Source organism: Streptomyces sp. ADI95-17 (assembly GCF_003846175.1).
GTDB lineage: Bacteria > Actinomycetota > Actinomycetes > Streptomycetales > Streptomycetaceae > Streptomyces > Streptomyces sanglieri.
Genome location: NZ_ML123048.1, coordinates 812,537 through 834,942 on the forward strand (window position 1 = coordinate 812,537; position 22,406 = coordinate 834,942).

Consider the following 22,406-nt stretch of genomic DNA (forward strand, 5'->3'; position numbering starts at 1 on the left):
GGTGTAGCAGTCGGGTTCCTTGCGGCCGTCGGCGTAGTAGACGGGGCGCGGGGTGACGGTGATGTCGGTGTCGGCGCCCATCGCGTACCACCAGCAGATGTTGGCGACGGTGTAGCCGGGGTGGGCTCGGCGGGCGGCGTCCCAGAGTTTGTCGCCCGCGACCAGTCCGTTGTGCTGGCGCCAGAGCAGGACGTCGCCGAGCTCGCGGAAGTACCAGCCGTTGGCGACGATGCCGTGCTCGGCAGGGGTGGTGCCGGTGAGGAAGGTGGACTGGGCCGCGCAGGTGACGGCGGGCAGGACGGTGCCGAGCGGGGCGTGGGTGCCGGACTGTCCCAGGGCCTTCAGGTGCGGCATGTGGTCGAGGAGCTGTGGGGTGAGGCCGACGACGTCGATGACGAGGAGAGGGGTGGGGGTGAGGGTCCCGGTGGGCTGCTCGGCTGTGGTCATGGGAGCTCCTTGAGGCCGAGGTCGACCAGGAGGTCGCGGGCGAGGGTGAGTTCGGCGGCGATGCCGTCGGCGAGCTGGGTGCGGGTACGGGGCCGCAGCGCGGCCGGGAGCGCCTGCCAGGTGTACGTCTCGACCTCCAGGTGCCTGGTGAGGGGGCGTGCGCCGCCCACCAGGCGGGTCAGGGTGGATCGGAGTACGGGAAGGGTGGAGGTGAGCGGTGGCGCGGGTGGTGCGTGCAGGGGGACGTGGAAGTGGGCGCGCCAGGGGGCTCCGTCCGGCAGGGCCCGGCCGGTGACGGCCTCGTCGAGGTCGTCGGTGCCGCGCAGTCCGGCGGCGGTGCTGGTGCGGGTCTGGTGCAGGAAGCGGGGTTCGGCGAAGGCGGCGAGTGCGGTGCGTACCTCGGGGAGGTGGGGGTGTTCGGCGTGCAGTGCGGCGGAGAGCTGTGATTTGACGATCGGGATGTCCGCGGCGCCCAGTGTGTCCAGGGCGGTGTGGGGCTCCTCGAAGGAGGTGGCGAGGTGGCAGGTGTCGACGCAGATGCCGATGCGTGGGTGTGCGACGGCGGTGAGTGGGGCGATGGCGTCGGCGGTGGTCTCGACGGTGCAGCCCGGCTCGGGTTCGAGTCCGACGCGGATGGATTTGCCGGTGAGTTCGGCGAGGGCGTCGAGGCGTTCGCCGAGGGTGGTGAGCGCGGTGTGTGCGGTGCGGGCCGCTTCCGGGTCCGATTCGAAGGGGGTGCGCCAGGCGATCGGGAGGGTGGAGATGGTTCCTTCGGTGGCGTCGTCGGGGAGCAGGCCGGCCAGGAGCCGGGCGAGGTCGGTGGTGTGGGCGAGCCGTTCGGGGTCCGTCCAGTCCGGCTTGTACACCCGGTACTTGACCTCGTCGGCGCCGAATCCCTCGTACGGGAAGCCGTTGAGGGTGACGACCTCCAGGCCCCGGCGGTCCAGTTCGGCGTGCAGGGACCGCAGTTCGGCCGGGTCGTTGACCAGGGTGCGGGCCGCGTCCCTGGCGAGCCAGAGGCCGATGCCGAGCCGGTCGCGGCCGAGGCGCTTGCGGACGGGTTCGCAGTGGTCGCGCAGTTGGGCGCGGACGCCGTCGAGTGTCTCGGCGGGGTGGACGTTGGTGCAGTACGAGAGGTGGACGGTGGTGCCGTCGGGGTGGCGGAAGCGCATCGCCTCACTCCCCTCCGCGCAGGATGGAGTTGCCCTCGTGGAGGGGTTCGGGCGTGGCGATGCCCAGCTGGAGCCGGCCGCTCTGCCCGTAGAACTCGACGGGGTTGCGCCAGAGCACCTTGTCGACGTCGTCGTCGCCGAACCCGGCGGCGAGCATCGCGTCACCCACCTTGCGGGTCTTGAGCGGATCGCTCCGGCCCCAGTCGGCCGCCGAGTTGACCAGGATCTTCTCGGTGCCGTAGATCCTGAGAATCGCGATCATGCGGTCCTCGTCCATCTTGGTGTCGGGGTAGATGGAGAAGCCGGCCCAGCAGCCGCTGTCCCTGGCGTCCTTCACGGTCGTCTCGTTGAGGTGGTCGAGCAGCACCCGCTCCGGGGGGAGGTGGGATTCGCGGACGACGTCGATGGTGCGGTGCAGCCCGGCGAGCTTGTCCCGGTGGGGGGTGTGCACGAGGGCGGGCAGGCCGTGGTCGGCGGCGAGCTGGAGCTGGGTGGCCAGGGCGGTGTCCTCGGCCGGGGTCATGGAGTCGTAGCCGATCTCACCGACGGCCACGACGGAGTCCTTGACCAGATAGCGGGGCAGGGCGTCCAGGACGGGGGTGCAGCGCGGGTCGTTCGCCTCCTTGGGGTTGAGGGCGAGCGTGCAGTGGTGGGCGATGCCGTACTGGGCGGCGCGGAAGGGTTCCCAGCCGAGCAGGGCGTCGAAATAGTCGAAGAAGCTGGCGGGCGAGGTTCGGGGCTGGCCGAGCCAGAAGGAGGGCTCCACGAGGGCGCGGACTCCCGCGTCGTACATCGCCTGGTAGTCGTCCGTGGTGCGGGAGGTCATGTGGATGTGCGGGTCGAAGATGCGCATCAGGACTCCTCCGTGGGGGCGGCGGCACCGGGGGTGGTGAGTTCGAGGACGCGGGTGAGGTCGGCCGGGACATCGCGGCCCGCCGCGATGCGTTCGGCTGCGAAGTCGCCGAGCATCCGGGCGAGTTCGGCGTCACCGCGGGCGCGGCGGGCCAGGCCGTCGACGGCTTCGACTCCGACCCCGGTGAAGAGGCATTTGAGGACGGCGTGGCGCCAGTTGTGCGCTTCGAGATGGGTGGCGGCGTACGGTCCGACGGCCGCGGCGATGAGCCGGGTGTCATTGGTGCGCAGTGCGTCCTCGACGAGCGGAAGGGCGGTGGGGCCGAGGTCCAGCCGGTGCAGGGTGAGCAGGACGGCGCGTCGTTCGGCGGCGGTGCCCTGTTCGTAGAGCCTGGTCAGGGCGGGCAGCGTGGCTCTGGCTTCGATGAGCAGGAGGGCGCGTACGGAGTCGGCGTGTTCGAGTCCGGCGTGCCGGCCGGCCGCGGCGTAGCGCAGCTCCCACGGTGGGGCGGCGTAGGGGCCGCCGGGTTGTTCGGTGTCCTGGTGGGCGGCGGCGTGTTCCGCCTCGGCGAGCGCCTCGTCGAGCCAGGCGCGCGCGGCTCCGCCGAGCTGTGCGTCGAGCTCCTTGCGGGTCAGCAGCGGGGGGTTCGTCGGGGACATCGGCATGGCGTCGCTCCCTTCGGCGGTTCAGCGGCTCGACGGACTGTGGCTCGACGGGCTGTGGCTCGATGGGCTGTGGCTCGACGGGCTGTGCTTGCGGAGGAACTCGATGGAGGTGCGGGCGAGTTCGGGTCCGGCGTGGGAGTGGCGGGGCAGTTCGACGACGGTGAGGCCCCGGTAGCCGGTGTCCGAGAGGGTGTCGAGTGCTTCGAGCACGGGCGGGAAGTCGATCTCGCCCTCGCCGAAGGGGAGGTGTTCATGGACGCCGCGGCGCATGTCCTCGATCTGGACGTGGCGGAGCCAGGGGGCGGCCTCGCGGACGCAGTCGACGGGCATGGCGGGTTCCAGGCACTGGCAGTGGCCGATGTCGAGGGTGAGTCCGAGCGGTGCGGGATCTCCGGTGAGGACGCGCAGGTGGTGGAAGTCGGCGAGTGTGGCGAGGAGGTGGCCGGGCTCGGGTTCGATCGCGAGGGGGATGCCGGAGCGGTCGGCGGCTTCCAGTACCGGGGTGAGGGAGCCGGTGAGCCGTTGCCAGGCGGTGTCGGGGGTGGTGTCGGGCGGGGTGATGCCGCTGAAGCAGTGCACGGCGTGGGCGCCGAGGTCAGCGGCGATGCGCACGGCCCGGACGAGCAGCCGGGTGCGGGCGGCGCGGGCCTCCGGGTCCGGGTCGAGGAGGGAGGGGCCGTGCTTGCGGCGCGGGTCGAGGACGTAGCGGGCGCCGGTCTCCACGGTGACGCCGAGCCCGAGGTCCTGAAGCCGGGCCGCCACGTGGGCGGTGCGGGCGGCGAGGTCCGGGGCGAGGGGGTCGAGGTGCATGTGGTCGAGGGTCAGGCCGACCCCGTCGTACCCGAGGTCGGCGAGGAGCCCGAGGGCGTCGTCCAGGCGGAGGTCGGTGAGCCCGTTGGTGCCGTAGCCGAGGCGGATCGTCATGTCGGGCTCACCTTCCGGGCGAGAGTGCGGGCGATCGGTACGAGTCCCATGACGGCGAGCGCCGTGCCGACCGCTCCGGTGCGGGCGGCGAGTGCGGCCTGGAGCGGGATCATCGCCCGGATGCCGCCGCCGACGGCGCGCTGGGTCAGCGGCGGGGAGGGGTTGAGCGCGGCGTGCAGGAGCGGGACGGCGGCCGTCCGGACGTAGGAGCCGGTGAGCGCGGTGCGCACGAGGCCGGGGGCGGTGACGGCGAGGGGCGCGGATGGGCGGTGCGCGGGGCGCGGGAGGGACCGGTCTCCGCCCCGTCCACTCCGCATGCGCGGGGCTGCGCCCGGTGCCCCACGCCGTTCACGACGCGTCTGCGCGGTCGTCTCCGGGGCTGTGCCCGGTTCCCCGCCCCGCGCACGCTCCGTCTGCGCGGTCACCCCCGGGGCCGTCCCCCGTTCCCCGCCCCGCCCATTCTCCGTCCGCGCGGTCGTCCCCCGGGCCGTGCCCGGTTCCCCGCCCCGCGCACGCCGGGTGTGCAGGGCTGCCGCCCCCAGTGCGGTGACGGCCGCGAGGGCGGCGAGGGGGGCGGTGGTCGATCCGCCGTGTGCCTCGTGGCGGGAGACGGCGGTGACGGCGTAGGTGTGCGCGCCGAGCAGGCCGGCGGCCGGAAGGGCACCGAGCACGGAGCCGCGCGCGGCCGGATCCGGCCCCGCCCCGGGCCCCGTCGTCCGCACCGCCGCCCCGGTGGCGGTGGCTCCGAGCAGCAGGTCGAGTCCGCGGGCGGCGGCCATCGCCGCGGGTCCGGCCGGGGTGTGCTTCAGCCGCAGGTCGTACGCCCACACGGTGGCCGCCAGTCCGGTGGCCACCGCGAGGGCCGGGCGGCCGGCCCGGGCCGCGAGCCCCAGACCGGCGGCGGTCAGCGCGCCCGCCGCCGCCAGGGCCGCTCCGGGTGCGATCCGCCCCGAGGGGATCGGCCGGTGCGGGCGGTCGACGGCGTCCTCCGCGCGGTCGGCCCAGTCGTTGAGCGCCATGCCCGCCTCGTACAGGCAGAGCGAGGCGCCGACGGCGAGTGCGGTCGAGCCGTTGGGGCGCCGGCCGCTCGCCGCCGCCCCGGCCAGCGCGTCGCCGGGGACGGTGAACAACGCGGACACCCGTAGCAGTTCCGCCCAGGCGCGTGCCGTCATCGTTCCCCCCGCAGCGTTCCGGCGAAGGCGAGCAACTCCTGGTACTGCTCGAAGAGGGCGGCCGGGCCGCCGTCCGGGTCCTTGAAGTAGAAGCCGAGCTGGGGCAGCGGGCCGCTCAGTCCCCGCTCGTGGGCGCGGGCCAGCAGCCTGGCCAGATCCAGGACCAGGGGCGCGGCCAGTGCCGAATCGCAGCCCTGCCAGGTGGTCTGGAGCACCATCCGCGCGCCGAGGAACCCGTCGAACGCGATGTGGTCCCAGGCGGTCTTCCAGTCGCCGAGGGCCGGTACGTCGTCGATGTGGACCTCGCCCTCGGGTGCGGTGCCCAGGGTGTCGGCGAGTACGCGTTCCTTGCCCGCGTTCTTGGCGGCCGCCGCGCCCGGGTCGGCCAGCGCCGCTCCGTCGCCGCCGCCGAGCAGGTTGGTGCCGGACCAGGCCCGTACGGGCAGGGCGCGTTGCACGAACATCGGGGCGAGTACGGAGCGGAGCAGGGTCTGGCCGGTCTTGCCGTCGCGGCCCGCGTGAGGAAGTCCGCAGTCCGCGACGGTGTCCTGGAGGGCGGGGGTGCGCAGCCCGGTGGAGGGGGTGAAGTTGACGTAGGGGCAGCCGGCCCGCAGTGCGGCCGCCGCGTAGAGCGAGCTGGCGGGCAGCCGTTGTTCGCCGGGGTCCGGGAGGGGTTCGGTGGACGCCACGTTGATGACGACCGTCCTGGCCAGCTCGTTGCGGTGCGTGAAGTCGGTGAGGTCGGCGGCGAAGGCGGCGATGAGTTCCTCGTCGCTGCGGGTGTCGCCGGGCAGTGGCCCGCCGGGCCGGATCCCGGTGTCCGCGGCGGCGAGTTCGGCGTGCACCGCCGAAGGCAGTCCGTGCGGCAGTACTCCCCCGGCGGCCAGTGCCTCGGCCCGTTTCGGCAGCGGGCAGCCGGTGGTGTCGTGTCCGCCGAAGACGAGCGAGGTGAGTGCGGGCAGCCCGCTGTCGGCGAAGGGTGGGGTCTCGGTGACCATGCCTGCCGCCGGGTGGAGCCCTGCCGCGACCGCCGCGCACCCCGCGGTGGCGGTGGTGGCGACGGAGCCGCGTGCTCCGATGAACCAGACTCCGGTACGTACGGCGGGTGCTGACACGGGCTGCCTCCCTGGCTGGGGGTGCTGGCTGGGCAGAGCGGGTGGCGCTGTGCGTCGAGGGGTGGGACCGGCCGGGGACGGCGGGCGGGGGTGTTGTGGTCTCCCCCGCCCGCCGTCGCCGGGGTGCGCGCCCTACGCGGAGGGCAGTTCCTTCAGCTGGATGTTGCGGAAGGACACATGGTCGTCGGCACCGTGGTTCTGGATGCCGATGTAGCCGCTCTTCAGGCTGCGTACCGGATCGGTGTTGGTGAAGTCGTTGATCTTCACTCCGTTGAGGAAGACCTGGAGACGTTCGCCCTTGACCTTGATCTCGTAGCTGTTCCACTGGCCGGGCGGCCGCAGGACCTGGTCACGGGCCTTGGCGTTGGCCGCCTTGAAGGTGTAGATCGAGCCCGTGGTGCGGTCGGCCGCGTCGGAGGCGTCGATCTGGACCTCGTAGCCGTTGTTCACCGCGGACCAGGGGTCGTCGGACTCCGGGAAGCCGACGAAGACACCGGAGTTGTCGTCGCCCTGCATCTTCCAGTCGAGCTTGAGCGAGTACGACCCCAGCTCCTTGGCCTGGTAGGTGAGCAGGCCCATGCCGCCCTCGGAGCGCAGTTCACCGTCGACGACGTCGAACTTCCCGGGGCCCGCCTGCTTCCAGCCTTCGAGCGTCTTGCCGTTGAAGATCGACCGGTAGCCGGTGTCGGGCTTGCAGTCGGCCTTCACCTGGCCGGCCGCGTACCGCATGCCGCCGAGGAGCAGCTTGCGGAAGTCCGCTTCGGCGTAGGACTCCTTGGTGTGGCCGAGGCCGGTGTAGAAGGAGCGGCCGCCCTGGTAGGTCTGGCACCAGGTGATGGGGTGGTCGCCCTTCATGGTGCCGCCGGTGTAGGTGGTCTCGTCGAGGGTGGCGAGCACCTTGGCCTGACTGCGTGGATTCGTGCGGTAGTTGTACCACTCGTCGGTGCGGTTCCACTCGTCACCGAGGTGTGCGGTGGCGGGGTGGTCGTGGTCCTCGACGCGGACGGTGGCGGGCTGGATGGCGGGGTGCGAGGAGAAGTACGCCCCGACGAGTCCGCCGTAGAACGCCCAGTCGTACTCGGTGTCCGCCGCCGCGTGGACGCCCATGTAGCCGCCGCCGGTGGCCACGTAGTTCTCGAACGCCTTCTGCTGGTCGGCGTTGAGCACGTCGCCGGTGGTGGAGAGGAAGACGACGGCGTCGTAGCGGGCCAGGTTGCTGGTGGTGAACTGGCCGGCCGTCTCCGTGGCGTCGACGGTGATGTTGCTGTCCTTGCCGAGTTCCTTCAGCGCAGCGATGCCGTCCGGAATCGCGTCGTGCCGGAAGCCGGCCGTCTTCGAGAAGACCAGGATCCGCTTGGCGGCCTTGTCGGGGGCGCTGTTGGAGAGCTCGAAGTCGTCGATGTCGTAGAGCGCTCCGGCGCCGCCCTTGAAGACCAGGAAGAGTTCGGTGGACTTCTTCGGGACGCCGCGCAGCGGTACGTCGATGTCCTGGAAGTTGTCCCAGGCACCGGTCACCGGGACGGGTGCGGAGCCGAGGATCTTGCCGGTCGGCGAGCCGGTCCGGACTTCGAGGAAGCCGCCGGCTCCGCCGGAGGAGATCCGTGCGGTCAGCTTGGTGGATCCGGTCAGGAGGTACGGCTTGAAGGAGATCCAGTCGTCGTTGTGGATGTCACCGACAGTCTTGCCGCCGTGCGCGGTGGCCTTGTTCTGCGGGGCGACGCCGTGCGAGTCGCCGTAGTGCTCGGCCTGCCGGTGGCGCGGCTGGAGCTCGGACTGGTCATGGCCGGACAGGGGGGCCTGGCCGCCTCCGCCGCCGTCCGTGTACGAGGCGTCGATGACGCCGAAGATGTTGGCGTTGGGATCGTGTCCGCCGTCCATCTCCGTCTTGATGGTGCCGGAGCAGCCGTGCGCCGAGGTGATGGGGTGGCCGTGGCTGTCGTGGCCGAGGATGAAGCGGACCTCGACCTTCGAGCAGTCGATGGTTCCGTCCTCGGGGTCGGTGACGGTCACCTTGAACGGGATCTCGTCGCCGAAGGAGAACAGCTGCCCGTCACCGGGGAGTTCCAGGTTCACCTTGGGTGCGGTGTTGCCGACCGTCACATGGACGTTGGCCGAGCCGGTGCGGCCGGTGGGGTCCGTCGCGGTGACGGTGGCGGTGTAGGTGCCGTTCTTCTTGTACGTGTACGTCGGGTCGGCGGCGGTCGATGTGCCGCCGTCCCCGAAGTCCCAGCTGTAGCTGAGGGTGTCGCCGTCGGCGTCGGTGGTTCCGGCCGAGGAGAAGGCGACCTTGAGGGGTGCGGTGCCCGAGGTCTTGTCGGCACTCGCCTCGGCGATCGGCGATCGTCCGCCGGTGGCGTTCTCGATGCGGTAGAGCGCCGAGTTCTGGTCGCCGCCGAAGTAGCCGGTCCCGTAGTCCAGGACGTACAGCGCTCCGTCGGGACCGAACGTCATGTCCATCACCTGGGTTCCCGACCACGGGAAGGCGTTGATGGACTTGACCGTGCCCTCGGTGTCCTGGTCGATGCGCTTGATCCAGCGCCGGCCGAACTCACCGGCGAAGAAGTTGCCGTCGTAGGCCTCGGGGAACTTCACCGGCGAGTCGAGGGCGGCGTCGTAGTGGTAGACGGGTCCGCCCATCGGGGACTCGGAGCCGGTGCCGAACTCGGGCACGGATCCGCCGTCGTACGGGATCCAGGCGGGCTGGGCCGGCGGCAGGTCGACCAGTCCGGTGTTGTACCGGGAGGTGTTCTTGGGCGCCGCGCAGTCGAAGGCCGCACCGGAGGTCTTGGTCGCGAAGTCGTAGTCGATGAACGGGTCGTTCTTCCCGGTGCAGAACGGCCAGCCGAAGTTGCCGGCCTTGGTGACACGGGCGAACTCGACCTGTCCGGCCGGTCCGCGCTTCGGGTCGGCAGCACCGGCGTCGGGCCCGTAGTCACCGACGTACACGATGCCGGTGGGCTTGTCGACGGTGAAGCGGAAGGGGTTGCGGAAGCCCATCGCGTAGATCTCGGGCCGGGTCTTGTCGGTGCCCGGGGCGAAGAGGTTGCCGTCGGGGACGGTGTAGGTGCCGTCGTCGGCGACCTTGATGCGGAGGATCTTGCCGCGCAGGTCGTTGGTGTTCCCGGCGCTGCGACGGGCGTCGAACACGGGGTTGCGGTCCGGCCGGTCGTCGATCGGGGTGTAGCCGTCGGAGGCGAACGGGTTGGAGTCGTCGCCGGTCGACAGGTAGAGGTTGCCCTGCGCGTCGAAGTCGATGTCACCGCCGACGTGGCAGCAGATGCCGCGCGAGGCCGGGATGTCGAGGACCTTCTTCTCGCTGGCGGTGTCGAGCGTGCCGTCCTCCTTGAGGACGAAGCGCGAGAGCCGGTTCACTCCGTCGAACTTGGCGAAGTCGGCGGCGGTGCCGTTCTCCGGGGCGTCTCCGGACGGGGTGTCCAGCGGGGGCGCGTAGTAGAGATAGATCGCCCGGTTCTTGCTGAAGTCCGGGTCGACGCCGACGCCCTGGAGGCCCTCCTCGTCGTGGGAGTAGACGGGCAGGACACCGGCGAGGGTGGTGTCGCCGCCGCTGTCGGTGAGCCAGAGTTCGCCGCCGCGCGCGGTGTGCAGGACGCTGCGGTCGGGGAGCACCGCCAGCGTCATGGGCTCGCCGGTCTCGGCGACTCCCTTGGCGAGGGTGACCTGCTGGAACTCCTCGGCCGCCGCGTCGGTGGCGGCCGGCGAGGACGGTCCCGTCGCGGCTGCTCCGGGCGTGGCGCCCAGGGCCAGGGTGGCCGCGGCGAGCAGGCCGCCGGTGAACAGCGCGAGGGATTTGCGGACGCGGAGCCGTGTTCTGCTCCTGTTGCGGGTGGTGGTTCGGTGCACGAGTGTCCTCCGGGGTGTGCCGGTTGTACGGGCGGGGTGCTGCCGTGCCGTGCTGCGCGGGGACTGCCGCGCGGGTCGTCCGGGGTGCGTGGGACACCGGCGACCCGAGTCATGTCGTGTACACGTTGTGGACCGTAGACCTGTTCGTCCGGGACGGAAAGGCCTTGCGCAGCGGTCCGGTTGAACTTTTTCCTGCGTCAGGACAAAGCGGGACGAGGGCAGGGGTGGGCGCGGGACGGCCTCGGAGCTCTCTCCCGGCCCGTCCCGCCTCTGGAGCCGCCACCCCCGGCGGGAGTCGGTCAGTCGCCGCCCCCGAAGGCCGCGTCGAACGACGCCGCCGGCGGGTCGAAGTCGTACCGCTTCAGTGTGGCCAGCGCCTCCGGCGCACCGGCCAGCCGGTCCATCCCGGCGTCCTCCCACTCCACGGAGACCGGCCCGTCGTAGTCGATGGACCGGAGCATCCGGAAGACGTCCTCCCAGGGCACATCACCGTGCCCGGCCGAGACGAAGTCCCAGCCGCGCCGGGGATCGCCCCAGGGCAGATGCGAGCCGAGCCGGCCGTTGCGGCCGTCGAGGCGCTTGCGTGCCTCCTTGCAGTCCACGTGGTAGATCCGGTCCCGGAAGTCGTACAGGAAGTTGACCGGGTCCAGGTCCTGCCAGACGAAGTGGCTGGGGTCGAAGTTCAGCCCGAACGCCGTCCGGTGACCGACGGCCTCCAGGGCGCGGTGCGTGGTCCAGTAGTCGTACGCGATCTCGCTGGGGTGCACCTCGTGGGCGAACCGCACACCCTCCGCGTCGAAGACGTCCAGGATCGGGTTCCAGCGCTCGGCGAAGTCCTCGTACCCCCGCTCGATCATGTGCGGCGGAACGGGCGGGAACATCGCGACCAGGTGCCAGATCGACGAGCCGGTGAAGCCCACGACGGTACGCACCCCGAAGGCGGCTGCCGCCCGCGCGGTGTCCTTGATCTCCTCGGCGGCCCGGCGGCGGACCCCTTCGGGCTCGCCGTCGCCCCAGATGCGGGCGGGCAGGATCCCCCGGTGCCGCTCGTCGATCGGGTCGTCGCAGACGGCCTGGCCGACCAGGTGGTTGGAGATCGCCCAGCACTTCAGTCCGTACTTGTCGAGCAGCCGGCGACGGCCTTCCAGGTAGCCGGGGTCGGACAGCGCCTTGTCGACCTCGAAGTGGTCGCCCCAGCAGGCGAGTTCGAGGCCGTCGTAGCCGAAGTCCCGGGCGTGCCGGCAGACCTCCTCCAGCGGCAGGTCGGCCCACTGGCCGGTGAAGAGTGTGAAGGGACGGGGCATGGGCAGGGCCTCCTAGAGAGCCACGGGGGTGTGTACGGAGTTCTTCTCGGCGCTCTCCTCCACCGCTGCGAGCACCCGCTGCACCTGGAGTCCGTCGGCGAACGACGGTGCGGGGGCGGTCCCTTCGGCGATCGTCCGCACCAGGTCGCGGGCCTGGTGGACGAAGGTGTGCTCGTAGCCGAGGGCGTGGCCCGGCGGCCACCACGCCTCCAGGTAGGGGTGTTGGGGTTCGGTGACCAGGACGCGCCGGAACCCCGCCGTGGCGGCGGGTTCGTTGTGGTCGTGGAAGGAAAGTTCGTTGAGCCGTTCCAGATCGAAGGCGAGCGAGCCGCGCTCCCCGTTGATCTCCAGCCGCAGTGCGTTCTTCCGTCCGGCCGCCATCCGGGTCGCCTCGAACGAGGCCAGCGCCCCGGAGGCGAGCCGGCCGGTGAACAGCGCCGCGTCGTCGACGGTCACCGCCCCTCGCGCACCGGCGTCCGCCGCTCCGGACAGCCCGGCCGACGGGCCCGCGAGCCGCGGCCGTTCGCGTACGAAGGTCTCACTGACCGCCGACACCCCGACCAGCGGCTCCCCCGCCAGATACTGGGCCAGGTCGACGATGTGCGCGCCCAGGTCGCCGAGCGCGCCCGAGCCGGCGCGCTCGCGTTCCAGCCGCCAGGTGAGCGGCGATTCGGGGTCGACGAGCCAGTCCTGGAGGTAGGCGGCGCGGACGTGGCGCAGAGTGCCGAGCCGCCCCTGGACGATCAGCTGCCGGGCGTAGGTGATCGCGGGCACCCGGCGGTAGTTGAAGCCCACCATGGCGACCTGGCCGCGGGCCGCCGCGCGCGCCGCGGCCTCGGTCATCGCCTCGGCCTCGGCGACCGTGTTGGCGAGCGGCTTCTCGCACAGCACGTGCTTGCCCGCCTCCAGGGCGGCGATGGCGATCTCGGCATGGCTGTCGCCGGGGGTGCAGATGTCGACGAGTTGCACATCGTCCCGGGCGATGAGCGCGCGCCAGTCGGTCTCGGCCGCCGCCCAGCCGAGGCGGGCGGCGGCCGCGTCGACCGCGGCCCGGTCGCGGCCGCAGACCGCGGCGAGAGCCGGTTTCATCGGCAGGTCGAAGACGTGTCCCGCGGTGCGCCAGCCCTGTGAGTGGGCGGCGCCCATGAACGCGTATCCGACCATGCCGACTCCGAGCACCGGCACACTCGTCGCCGGTCGCTGCGTCGGCGGCGCTGCGGCCTCCTGATCCGTCTCTTCCCTACGGGCCATCGGGGCTTCCTCCTCGTCGGTCGTTCGATGAATACGGCAGGAGGGACGGTCAGCACCCCCCTGCGGGGCGGATCAGCTGAAGCCCGTCGGCAGGTACTGCTCGATGTTCTCCTTGGTGACCACCGCCGAGTAGAGGGTGAGGCTGGTCGGGATCTCCAGCTCGGCCAGGCCGCCGACGCCCTTGCCCTGGGCCAGCGCGCGGGCCAGGTCGATGGCGGACGCGGCCATCGTCGGCGGATAGAGCACGGTGGCCTTCAGGACGCTGTTGTCGGCCTTGATGGCGTCCATCGCGGACTTGGCCCCGGCACCGCCGACCATCAGGAACTCGTCCCGGCCGGCCTGCTGGATGGCGCGCAGCGCGCCCACGCCCTGGTCGTCGTCGTGGTTCCACAGCGCGTCGATCTTCTTCTGCGCCTGGAGGAGCTGGGCCATCTTCGCCTGGCCGGACTCGACGGTGAAGTCGGCGGCCTGACGGGCCACCAGTTTGATGTTGGGGTAGTTCTTCAGCGCGTCGGCGAAGCCCTGGCTGCGCTGCTTGGTGAGCTCCAGGTTGTCGATCCCCGCCAGCTCGACGACCTTGGCGTCCGCCTTGTCCTTGAGCTGTTCGCCGATGTACGTGCCGGCGTTGAGACCCATGCCGTAGTTGTCGCCGCCGACCCAGCAGCGGTAGGCCTGCGGGGAGGCGAAGATCCGGTCCAGGTTGACGACGGGGATGCCCGCCCGCATCGCTTCCAGGCCGACCTGGGTGAGCGCCTTGCCGTCGGCCGGGAGGATGACCAGGACATCGACCTTCTTGTTGATGAGGGTCTTGACCTGGCCGATCTGGGCGGCGGTGTCGTTGGAGCCCTCGGTGGCCTCCAGTGTCACCTCGGAGTACTCGGCCGCCCGCGACTTGGCGTTCTCGTTGATGGCGTTGAGCCAGCCGTGGTCGGCCTGCGGACCCGCGAAGCCGATGGTGACGGGCTTGCCGGGCTTGTTGTCGGCGGCGGGGCCGGTGCTCCTGGCGGTGTCCTCGGTCTTGGGGTCGTTGCTGGTGCAGGCGGTGAGCAGGGCGCCCGCGGAGACGGCTGCGGTGCCGAAGAGCAGTCGTCTGCGGCTGGTTTCTGGCATGGCTGTCAAACCCTTCATCCGGTGCGTGGCATGTCGCGTGGGGCGGGAGGGGCGGTGGGTGAGGCGGTGGGTCAGGTCTCGCCGTGCGCCGATGTGCGGCGCTGGACCAGTACGGCGGCGACGATGATCGCCCCCTTGGCGATCTGCTGGACGTCGCTCTGCAGATTGTTGAGCGCGAAGATGTTGGTGATGGTGGTGAAGACCAGCACACCGAGCACGGAGCCGACGATGGTGCCGCGTCCCCCGCTGAGCAGGGTGCCGCCGATGATCGCGGCCGCGATGGCGTCCAGCTCGTACAGATTGCCGTTGGTGTTCTGTCCCGAGCCGGACAGGATGATCAGCATGAAGGCGGCGATGCCGCAGCACAGTCCGGAGAGCAGATAGAGGTACAGCCGCTGGCGCCGTACGTCGATGCCGGCCAGCCTGGCGGCCTCCGCGTTGCCGCCGACCGCGACCGTGCGCCGTCCGAAGGTCGTACGGTTCAGCACCAGCCAGCCGACGACGGTCACCGCGGCGAACATCATCACCAGCGGCGGGATGCCGAGGAAGTAGGAGTCCGGAAGGCCCAGGTCGAGGACCGACTTGACGGTGACGATCTGGGTCCTGCCGTCGGTGATCTGGAGGGCGAGCCCGCGGGCCGAGGCGAGCATGGCCAGCGTCGCGATGAACGGCACCATCCGCCCGTACGCGATGAGCAGCCCGTTCACCAGCCCGGCACCGAGCCCGACGATCACCGCGGTGAACAGGATCCCCGCGAAGCCGTACTCCTGGGTGGCGACCGTGGTCGCCCACACCGAGGCGAGTGCGACCATCGCACCGACCGACAGGTCGATGCCACCGCTGGTGATGACGAAGGTCATCCCGACGGTGACGACCCCGATGACGGACGACTGGGTCAGGATCAGCTGGAGGTTCCCGGTGTCCAGGAAGGCGTCGGGCTCGGTGAATCCGCCGACGACGACCAGTGCGGCGAGGACTCCGAGGAGCGACAGGTTACGGACGTCCAGGCGCAGGCCGCCGCTGCGTGCGGGGCCGTCCTTCTTCCGGGGTCCGGAGACCTGGGCGGCGGCGGCCCCCCTGTCCGGCCTGCCCTGCTGCGTCGGGGAAACGGGCTGCGTCATGACGTCGGGCTCCCTTCCATCACTAGGTCGAGTACGCGGTGCTCGTCGAGCTCCCGGGCGTCGGCCGTATGCACGACGCGGCCCTCGCGGAGCACCAGCACCCGGTCGGCGAGGCCCAGCACTTCGGGCACCTCGCTGGAGACGAGCAGGACGGCGAGGCCTTCGTCGGCCAGCCGGCGGATCACGGCGTACAGCTCGGCGCGGGCGCCGACGTCGACGCCGCGGGTCGGTTCGTCGAGCAGCAGGACCCGGCAGCCGCGCAGCAGCCAGCGGGCCAGGACCGCCTTCTGCTGGTTGCCGCCGGAGAGCGTACGGACGGGGGTGTCCGGGTTGTCGGGGCGCAGCGAGAGTTCGCGGGTGGCCTCGCGGGCCGCCCGGCGTTCGGCCCCGCGGTCGATCCAGCCCGCCCTGGCGAAGCGGGACATCGAGGAGACGGAGACATTGCGGGTGACGGATTCCAGCATCAGCAGGGCCTGTGCCTTGCGCTCCTCGGGGGCGAGGCCGATTCCGGCGGCGACGGCCGCGCGGACGCTGCCGGGCCGCAGTGGTTTCCCGGCCACGGTCACCCGTCCGGCGCTCGGCTTGCGGGCGCCGTAGACGGTCTCCAGGATCTCGGAGCGTCCCGAGCCGACGAGTCCGGCCAGGCCCACGATCTCGCCGGGCCTCAACTCCAGGTCCACCGGGGCGAATTCGCCCTTCCTGGCCAGCCCCTCGACCTTCAGGACGGGCTGCGCCCCGGCCGTGCCCGCGCGGTCCGCGGTACGCGGCGGGAAGACGTACTCGACGTTGCGGCCGGTCATCATGGCAACGATGTCGCGTGTCGGGGTGGACTCGGCGGGCAGCCCCACCGCCACGGCGCGGCCGTCCTTGAGCACGGTCACCCGGTCGCCGATCCGGCGGATCTCCTCCAGGCGGTGCGAGATGTAGACGACGGCGACGCCGTCGGCGGTGAGCGAGTCGACGGTGCGGAAGAGGTTGTCGACCTCGTCCGGGTCGAGTGCGGCGGACGGCTCGTCCATGACGATGAGCCGTACGTCGTGCGAGAGCGCCCTCGCCATGGAGACGATCTGCTGCTGGGCGGCGGACAGTTCGCCGACCGGGCGGGCGGGATCGATCTCCGGGTGGCCGAGCCGCTTCAGCAGCGCGGCGGCGGCCGTGCGGCCCTCGCGGGTGCGGACGACGAAGCGGGCGGTGGTGGGTTCATGACCGAGAAAGACGTTCTCGGCGACGGACAGGCCCTCGACCAGGTCGAGTTCCTGGTAGATGGTGGCGATGCCCAGCCGCATGGCGGCGATGGGCGACTTCAGCGCGACCGGTTCGCCGCGCCAGGTGATCTCGCCGTCGTCGGGCTGGTGGGCCCCGGCGAGCACCTTGATCAGGGTGGATTTACCGGCGCCGTTCTGCCCGAGGAGACAGTGGACTTCGCCGGCCTGGACCTCCAGGTCCACGCCGTCGAGGGCGCGCACTCCGGGGAACGACTTGGTGATGCCGGACATGGTGAGCAGGGGTGGTTCTGGTGCCATGACGAATCCCCTCGGCGAATGGGGTCTCCCCTGCTCGAACGCAGCCGAGTGCTGGGGGAAGGCCGATGAGCGGGCAGGGCTGTACCAGGTGCGGTGGTGCGGGTGTTCCCGGCGCTCCCGGTGTTCCGGGTGCGGTGGTGCGGTGTTCCCGGCGCTCCCGGTGTTCCGGGTGCGCCCCTGTGCTGCCGGCCCGGGGTCAGGCCGGTGAGAAGAGGTGATCGCTGATGAGCCGGGCGGCGCCGATGACTCCGGCGGCGGGCCCCAACTCGCCCAGCACTATGGGGAGATTGCCGGTGGCCAGCGGCAGCGACTGCCGGTAGACCTGGGTCCGGACGCTGGCGAGCAGGGTGTGGCCGAGGCCGGTCACACCGCCGCCGATCACCACGAGACCGGGGTTGAAGAAGCTGACGAGTCCCGCGATGACCTGGCCGACCCGGTTGCCGCCTTCGCGGATCAGGTCGAGCGAGGTCGCGTCACCGGCGGCCGCGGCGGCCGCCACATCGGCGGCGGTGAGTTTACCGGCCGCTTCGAGCCGGCCGGCCAGCTCCGCCGACCGCCCGGTGCGGGCCGCGTCCTCGGCGTCGCGGGCGAGCGCGGCACCGCTGAAGTGGGCCTCCAGGCAGCCACGGTTGCCGCAGGCGCAGGCGCGCCCCTCGGGTTCCACCTGGATGTGGCCGATGTCCCCGGCGCTGCCCGTCGTACCGCGGTGGACCTCGCCGCCGACGACGATGCCGCAGCCTATTCCGGTGCCTATCTTGACGCAGAGGAAGTCGCCCACGGAGCGGGCGACGCCCGCGTGCTGCTCCCCCATCGCCATCAGGTTCACATCGTTGTCGACCATGACGGGGCAGCCCAGCTCCTGGCTGAGCGCCTCGCGGACCGGGAAGCCGTCCCAGCCGGGCATGATCGGCGGTGCGACCGGTACGCCCTCGGGGAAGCGCACCGGCCCGGGTACGCCGATGCCCGCGCCGTCGAAACCCTCGGCGAGTCCCGAGGCCCGGAGCTTGGCCGCCATGGCCAGCACCTGCTCGAAGATGGCGACGGGCCCCTCGCGTACGTCCATCGGGTGGTTGAGGTGGCCAAGTACCTCCAACTCGGCGTTGGTGACGGCCACATCGACGGATGTGGCACCGATGTCGACGCCGAGGAAACGCAGTTGCGGTGCGAGCCGGATGTTGTGCGAGCGGCGCCCGCCGCGGGATGCGGCGAGTCCGTCGGCGACGACGAGTCCGGTCTCCAGCAGTCTGTCGACCTCGACGGCGAGCTTGGAGCGGGAGAGATCCACCTGATCCCCCAGCTGTGCCCGGGAGTTGGGCCCGCCGTCGCGCAACAGCCGCAGCAGTCGCGCCTGATGCGCATTCGCGGGTCGTGCAGTCATACGTCTCACGCGCCCCTCCCCGCCACATCGGCCTGTACGTCGGGCTTTCGAGTGGAACGTAGCAGCGGTTGCCGGGAGTGGGAAGAAGTTGCGCAGGAATCCACCACAACTTTCTCCACACCGAGGACAAAGCCGGTCGGCGGGGGCCGGGACCCCGCCGGCCGGCCGGCTCAGCGCAGGATCCCGGCCTGCCGGGCGGCCCGTACCCAGGACGGGAACTCCGACAGGACCCGGTCGTACAGCTCCTGGTCGGAGATCTGCTCGATGTCGTCGACCGCGAAGAAGCCGACGTTGTCGACCCGGCGGCCCGGCATGGTGTCGAACCGTTCCAGCACGCCGTACTGGGAGCTGCCGAGCCCCACGAACTGCCAGAACACCGGTTCCTCGGCGGCCGCCCGCAGCTCCTGCTCGATCTCCCGGTTGCGGTGCACACCGCCGTCCGAGAAGAACAGGACCAGTGTCGGATCGGGCGTCGGGTGGGCCCGCACGAAGGCCCGCACCTCGGCGATGACCTTCTGTTCCTCGTTCTGGATCCCGACCGTGCGCATGTCGATCTGACCGGGGACCAGCCCTCTGGGCGGCTTCCTGCGGCCGAAGCCGAAGATCTGGCCGACGCGTACGTGCAGGGCGAGCCACTGGGGCAGGTCGCCGACGGCGAGGTCGGGCAGCCGGGCGGGGTTGGTGGCGAACGTCCAGGCCTGCATCTCGCCGTCGTCGTCGAGCTGTGCCGCGACGGCGACCATCCGCTCGGCGACGCCCGCGACCGTGCCGCGCCGGTAGAGGGTGCTCATCGAACCCGAGGCGTCGAGTACGAGGACGACGCGGGCGCGCAGTTCCGGTACGCCGTGTTTGCTCAGGCTGACCAGGACCTGCTGCTTGCGCAGCGACAGGCGCTTGCGCATGTCCACCGGCAGCCGCTCCTCGCCCTTGGTGAGCCGGGGGCCCGGCCCGCCGCCCCCGGTGCGCTCGGGTGCGGGCCACGAGGGCGGCGCGGGCGGCGCCGGAGGGGGGAACGGCGGCGCGGGGGCGGGGGCCGGAGTCGTCACGGGCTGCGGGCCGGGCCCGGCCGCGGGCGGTTCCTCGTCGACGCTGATCCCGAAGTCGGTCGCCAGCCCGGCCAGTCCGCTCGCGTAACCCTGGCCGACCGCACGGAACTTCCAGCCGCCGTCACGGCGGTAGAGCTCTCCGCCGACCAGCGCGGTCTCCGTACCGGCGGCAATGTCGAAGCGTGCCAGCTCGGCGCCGGAGGCCGCGTCGAGCAGCCGCAGACACAGCCCCGGCACCTGACCGAACGTGCCGCCGTCGGCGGAGGCGCAGAGCGCGACGCGTTCGACGTCCGGCCCCAGCGCGCCCAGCCGGACGTCCAGCGATTCGCTGCCGGGCTGTTTGCCGAGGTGGCTCACGGCGCCCGAAGCGTGGAGCGGCTGGTTGTAGAAGACGAAGTCGTCGTCGGAGCGCACCCGCCCGCCGCGCGTCAGCAGCAGGGCCGAAGCGTCCACGTCAGGGACTCCGGGCCCCGCCGACCAGTCGAGTACGGCCCGGACCGCGGAGGCCGGGACCGGCACGTTGGCGCCTTTGCTCAGTGTCGTCACACCGGCAAGTGTGCCTGCCGCCCCACGCACACGCCCCGAGGGGACGGCCCTCAGCCCTCGTCGCGCTGGTGGTACGTCCGGCGCGTGTGTTCCGTGTGGGAGCGCATGATCTCCGTGGCCCGCTGTTCGTCGTGCGAGGAGATCGCCGCGATGAGCGAGCGGTGCTCGATCCAGGACCCGGTGCCGCGCTGCCGGGCCACCGGGGTGTAGTACCAGCGGACCCGGCGGTCCACCTGGCCCGCGAGTTCGGCGAGGACGACGTTGCCCGCCAGCTCCATCACCTTGGCGTGGAAGGCCGCGTTGGTGGCGACCGCGAGGTCGACGTCGTCGTCGGCCACGGCCTGCTCGCCCTTGGCGCAGAGCTCCTCCAGGGCCGCGATGCCGGCCGGGGAGGAGTTGGCCGCGGCGAGGCGCGCGGCCTCGGCCTCCAGAAGGGTGCGGACCGAGAGCAGCTGGTCCGCCTCCTCCTCCGTGGGCTCGTGCACGAACGCGCCCTGGGCGGGCCGGAGATCGACCCAGCCCTCGGTGTTCAGCCGCTGCAGGGCCTCGCGCACCGGCTGGCGGGACACCCCGAGATGGCCCGCCAGCTCGCTCTCGACCAGGTGCTGGCCGGGGCGGAGGGCACGCGTCGTGATGAGTTCGAGCAGCGCCTCATACACGCGTTCGCGCAGCGGACCGGGCCGTTCCAGCTTCGGCACAGCCCCCTGCGGCAGTCCTGTGGACAACATCGCGGTCCCCCTCCAGCCGACGAGCACCAATTGCTTATCGTCTACAGTCTACCGAGCACAACACCCCTCAGGGACAGCGGATCACCTGACCCGCGTATGAGAGGTTCCCGCCGAAGCCGAAGAGCAGGACGGGCGCGCCGCTGTGGACCTCGCCGCGTTCCACCAGCTTGGACAGGGCCATCGGGATCGAGGCCGCGGACGTGTTGCCGGAGTCCACCACGTCCCTGGCGATGACCGCGTTGACCGCGCCGATCTTCCTGGCGACCGGTTCGATGATCCTCAGGTTGGCCTGGTGCAGCACCACCGCACCCAGCTCCTCCGGCGCCACACCGGCCTTCTCGCACACCTTGCGGGCGATGGGCGGAAGCTGCGTGGTGGCCCAGCGGTAGACGGACTGCCCCTCCTGGGCGAACCTCGGCGGGGTCCCCTCGATCCGTACCGCGTTCCCCATCTCCGGCACCGATCCCCACAGCACCGGGCCGATCCCGGGCCGGCCGTCTCCGTCCGGCTCCGCGACGACGACCGCCGCACCGGCCCCGTCGCCGAGCAGCACGCAGGTGGTGCGGTCGGTCCAGTCGGCGATGTCCGCCATCTTGTCGGCACCGATGACCAGGACGCGTTCGGCGGCCCCGGCCCGGATCGCGTGGTCGGCGGTGGCGAGGGCATGGGTGAAGCCGGAGCAGACCACGTTGATGTCCATCACCGCGGGCGAGCCCATCCCGAGCCGGGCGGCGACGCGCGCCGACATGCTCGGCGAGCGGTCGATCGCGGTGGAGGTGGCGACCAGGACCAGATCGACCTCGGCCGGCTGGAGCCCCGCCGCCGCCAGCGCCTTGGCGCCCGCGTGCGCGGCCATCTCGTCCACCGGCTCGTCCGGGCCACCGACGTGGCGGGTCTTGATGCCGACGCGACTGGTGATCCACTCGTCGCTGGTGTCGACCAGGGCCGCCAGATCGTCGTTGGTGAGCACCTTGGCGGGCTGATAGTGGCCGAGCGCCACGACACGTGAGCCGGTCATGTACGGGGTCCCCTCGCTACGAATGGCAGGAACCATCCAGTCTTGGTCGCTACCGCCCGGTACACGTGCACGTGTTCCCACAGGAATAGCGCCCGGCCGTTGGAGGCTTGACAACAGCCCCGGCCCCTCGAAAGGCATATTGTAGACAAAATCCTGTCAAGCGGCGGTGCGGGCAGGCGGCGGCGCCCTCCGCACATGCCGCGACACCGGCTGCGATGTCACACTCCAGGTGCAGGACCAGGGCCGGTTCGGCTTCCAGCGCGTTCCGGCCTCCACCACGTACAGAATCGGGTTCAACCGCCATGGGACGGGTCACCGAGCGTCGCCGCACCATCCGCATCCGGGACGGGGCCGTCTCCACCCGCCCCGACACCCTCGTCGCCGAGGAGCCCCTGGAGATCCGGCTGAACGGCAGGCCGCTCGCCATCACGATGCGCACCCCGGGAGACGACTTCGCGCTGGCGGCGGGGTTCCTGGTGAGCGAGGGCGTGATCGGTGACGGCTCCGAGGTGCAGTCGATCGTCTACTGCGCCGGCGCGACGGCCGACGGCGTCAACACGTACAACGTGGTGGACGTGAAGCTCGCCCCCGGAGTCGCGGTCCCCGAGATCACGCTCGAACGCAATGTGTACACCACCTCGTCCTGCGGGCTGTGCGGCAAGGCGAGCCTGGACGCGGTACGCACCACCACCCGGCACCCGGTCGCCGACGCTCCCCCGCTGCGGGTCGGGCCCGCCCTCCTCTCCGCCCTTCCCGACCGGCTGCGCGCCGCACAGCGGGTCTTCGACCGGACCGGCGGGCTGCACGCGGCGGCGCTGTTCTCCGAGGCGGGCGAACTGCTCGACATCCGGGAGGACGTCGGCCGGCACAACGCGGTCGACAAACTGGTCGGCCGGGCCCTGACCGACCACCGGCTGCCGCTGTCCCGGGCGATTCTGCTGGTGTCGGGGCGGGCCTCGTTCGAGCTGGCCCAGAAGGCGGTGATGGCCGGCATCCCGATGCTCGCGGCGGTCTCGGCGCCGTCGTCGCTCGCCGTCGATCTGGCGGCCGAGACCGGACTGACCCTGGTCGGCTTCCTGCGGGGCCCGTCGATGAACGTGTACGCGGGCGAGCACCGCATCGCCCTGGAGGCGGCGGCCGCCCGGGAGTGAGGCGACCGGCCCGCCCCGTCC

18 protein-coding genes are annotated in these 22,406 nt (G+C 71.6%); 1 reads left to right on the forward strand and 17 read right to left on the reverse strand.

The features are described 5' to 3' along the window. The 17 genes from EES42_RS46385 to EES42_RS26715 all read right to left on the reverse strand — a co-directional run. A partial coding sequence (locus EES42_RS46385; protein WP_241196595.1) for an alkaline phosphatase family protein occupies positions 1-447 on the reverse strand: 447 nt, incomplete at its 3' end. Beyond that, a complete protein-coding gene (eboE, locus tag EES42_RS26640) occupies positions 444-1,619 on the reverse strand; it encodes a metabolite traffic protein EboE (RefSeq protein ID WP_124720772.1) in 1,176 nt (391 codons plus the stop codon). The genes EES42_RS46385 and eboE, both read right to left, overlap by 4 nt. A gap of 4 nt (positions 1,620-1,623) precedes the next feature. Continuing rightward, positions 1,624-2,472: a TatD family hydrolase gene (locus EES42_RS26645; RefSeq protein ID WP_124720773.1), complete on the reverse strand. Its 849-nt coding sequence runs from the start codon at positions 2,470-2,472 to the stop codon at positions 1,624-1,626. Further along, a complete protein-coding gene (locus EES42_RS26650; RefSeq protein ID WP_124720774.1) occupies positions 2,472-3,137 on the reverse strand; it encodes an EboA domain-containing protein in 666 nt (221 codons plus the stop codon). The genes EES42_RS26645 and EES42_RS26650 overlap by 1 nt, the downstream gene beginning before the upstream one ends. Positions 3,138-3,158: 21 nt before the next feature. Then, positions 3,159-4,061, reverse strand: coding sequence for a sugar phosphate isomerase/epimerase family protein (locus EES42_RS26655; RefSeq protein ID WP_124720775.1), 903 nt, complete (start codon positions 4,059-4,061; stop codon positions 3,159-3,161). Next, a complete protein-coding gene (locus EES42_RS26660; protein WP_124720776.1) occupies positions 4,058-5,233 on the reverse strand; it encodes an SCO3242 family prenyltransferase in 1,176 nt (391 codons plus the stop codon). Before EES42_RS26660 ends, EES42_RS26655 begins: the two co-directional genes overlap by 4 nt. Further along, positions 5,230-6,348 (reverse strand): inositol-3-phosphate synthase, encoded by a 1,119-nt coding sequence (locus EES42_RS26665; protein WP_124720777.1) that lies wholly within the window; start codon positions 6,346-6,348, stop codon positions 5,230-5,232. Before EES42_RS26665 ends, EES42_RS26660 begins: the two co-directional genes overlap by 4 nt. Before the next feature lie 132 nt (positions 6,349-6,480). Beyond that, the gene (locus EES42_RS26670) at positions 6,481-10,209 is read right to left on the reverse strand and encodes a ThuA domain-containing protein (RefSeq protein ID WP_124720778.1); all 3,729 of its coding nucleotides are present in this window, start codon (positions 10,207-10,209) and stop codon (positions 6,481-6,483) included. Positions 10,210-10,508: 299 nt separating this feature from the next. Next, positions 10,509-11,513, reverse strand: coding sequence for a sugar phosphate isomerase/epimerase family protein (locus EES42_RS26675; RefSeq protein WP_124720779.1), 1,005 nt, complete (start codon positions 11,511-11,513; stop codon positions 10,509-10,511). Between the two features lie 12 nt (positions 11,514-11,525). Further along, complete coding sequence (locus EES42_RS26680) at positions 11,526-12,764, reverse strand: Gfo/Idh/MocA family protein (protein ID WP_124720780.1); 1,239 nt, start codon at positions 12,762-12,764, stop codon at positions 11,526-11,528. Between the two features lie 72 nt (positions 12,765-12,836). Beyond that, complete coding sequence (locus EES42_RS26685) at positions 12,837-13,874, reverse strand: substrate-binding domain-containing protein (RefSeq protein WP_124720781.1); 1,038 nt, start codon at positions 13,872-13,874, stop codon at positions 12,837-12,839. A gap of 71 nt (positions 13,875-13,945) precedes the next feature. Further along, the gene (locus EES42_RS26690) at positions 13,946-14,995 is read right to left on the reverse strand and encodes an ABC transporter permease (RefSeq protein ID WP_124720782.1); all 1,050 of its coding nucleotides are present in this window, start codon (positions 14,993-14,995) and stop codon (positions 13,946-13,948) included. Continuing rightward, positions 14,992-16,518, reverse strand: a complete 1,527-nt coding sequence (locus EES42_RS26695) for a sugar ABC transporter ATP-binding protein (RefSeq protein ID WP_124720783.1) — start codon at positions 16,516-16,518, stop codon at positions 14,992-14,994. Before EES42_RS26695 ends, EES42_RS26690 begins: the two co-directional genes overlap by 4 nt. A gap of 196 nt (positions 16,519-16,714) precedes the next feature. Beyond that, a complete protein-coding gene (locus EES42_RS26700) occupies positions 16,715-17,896 on the reverse strand; it encodes an ROK family transcriptional regulator (RefSeq protein WP_124720784.1) in 1,182 nt (393 codons plus the stop codon). A gap of 170 nt (positions 17,897-18,066) precedes the next feature. Next, the gene (locus EES42_RS26705; RefSeq protein WP_124720785.1) at positions 18,067-19,488 is read right to left on the reverse strand and encodes a VWA domain-containing protein; all 1,422 of its coding nucleotides are present in this window, start codon (positions 19,486-19,488) and stop codon (positions 18,067-18,069) included. A gap of 50 nt (positions 19,489-19,538) precedes the next feature. After that, positions 19,539-20,216, reverse strand: coding sequence for a GntR family transcriptional regulator (locus EES42_RS26710; protein WP_124720786.1), 678 nt, complete (start codon positions 20,214-20,216; stop codon positions 19,539-19,541). Positions 20,217-20,283: 67 nt separating this feature from the next. Further along, on the reverse strand, positions 20,284-21,234 hold the full coding sequence (locus EES42_RS26715; RefSeq protein ID WP_124720787.1) for a beta-ketoacyl-ACP synthase III: 951 nt from the start codon (positions 21,232-21,234) through the stop codon (positions 20,284-20,286). A 302-nt stretch (positions 21,235-21,536) separates the two neighbouring features. On the opposite strand from EES42_RS26715, the gene fdhD reads away from it, so the two are divergent. Beyond that, positions 21,537-22,385, forward strand: coding sequence for a formate dehydrogenase accessory sulfurtransferase FdhD (fdhD, locus tag EES42_RS26720; RefSeq protein WP_124720788.1), 849 nt, complete (start codon positions 21,537-21,539; stop codon positions 22,383-22,385). Positions 22,386-22,406: the final 21 nt, after the last annotated feature.

What these genes read in the sequence shown, in the direction of transcription:
- EES42_RS26650 (WP_124720774.1), bottom strand. Translation starts at nt 3,137, where the DNA reads ATGCCGATGTCCCCGACGAACCCCCCGCTGCTGACCCGCAAGGAGCTC.
- EES42_RS26715 (WP_124720787.1), bottom strand. Translation starts at nt 21,234, where the DNA reads ATGACCGGCTCACGTGTCGTGGCGCTCGGCCACTATCAGCCCGCCAAG.
- EES42_RS26685 (WP_124720781.1), bottom strand. Translation starts at nt 13,874, where the DNA reads ATGCCAGAAACCAGCCGCAGACGACTGCTCTTCGGCACCGCAGCCGTC.
- EES42_RS26695 (WP_124720783.1), bottom strand. Translation starts at nt 16,518, where the DNA reads ATGGCACCAGAACCACCCCTGCTCACCATGTCCGGCATCACCAAGTCG.
- EES42_RS26680 (WP_124720780.1), bottom strand. Translation starts at nt 12,764, where the DNA reads ATGGCCCGTAGGGAAGAGACGGATCAGGAGGCCGCAGCGCCGCCGACG.
- EES42_RS26655 (WP_124720775.1), bottom strand. Translation starts at nt 4,061, where the DNA reads ATGACGATCCGCCTCGGCTACGGCACCAACGGGCTCACCGACCTCCGC.
- EES42_RS26660 (WP_124720776.1), bottom strand. Translation starts at nt 5,233, where the DNA reads ATGACGGCACGCGCCTGGGCGGAACTGCTACGGGTGTCCGCGTTGTTC.
- EES42_RS26700 (WP_124720784.1), bottom strand. Translation starts at nt 17,896, where the DNA reads ATGACTGCACGACCCGCGAATGCGCATCAGGCGCGACTGCTGCGGCTG.
- EES42_RS26710 (WP_124720786.1), bottom strand. Translation starts at nt 20,216, where the DNA reads ATGTTGTCCACAGGACTGCCGCAGGGGGCTGTGCCGAAGCTGGAACGG.
- EES42_RS26675 (WP_124720779.1), bottom strand. Translation starts at nt 11,513, where the DNA reads ATGCCCCGTCCCTTCACACTCTTCACCGGCCAGTGGGCCGACCTGCCG.
- EES42_RS26645 (WP_124720773.1), bottom strand. Translation starts at nt 2,472, where the DNA reads ATGCGCATCTTCGACCCGCACATCCACATGACCTCCCGCACCACGGAC.
- EES42_RS26690 (WP_124720782.1), bottom strand. Translation starts at nt 14,995, where the DNA reads ATGACGCAGCCCGTTTCCCCGACGCAGCAGGGCAGGCCGGACAGGGGG.
- eboE (WP_124720772.1), bottom strand. Translation starts at nt 1,619, where the DNA reads ATGCGCTTCCGCCACCCCGACGGCACCACCGTCCACCTCTCGTACTGC.
- fdhD (WP_124720788.1), top strand. Translation starts at nt 21,537, where the DNA reads ATGGGACGGGTCACCGAGCGTCGCCGCACCATCCGCATCCGGGACGGG.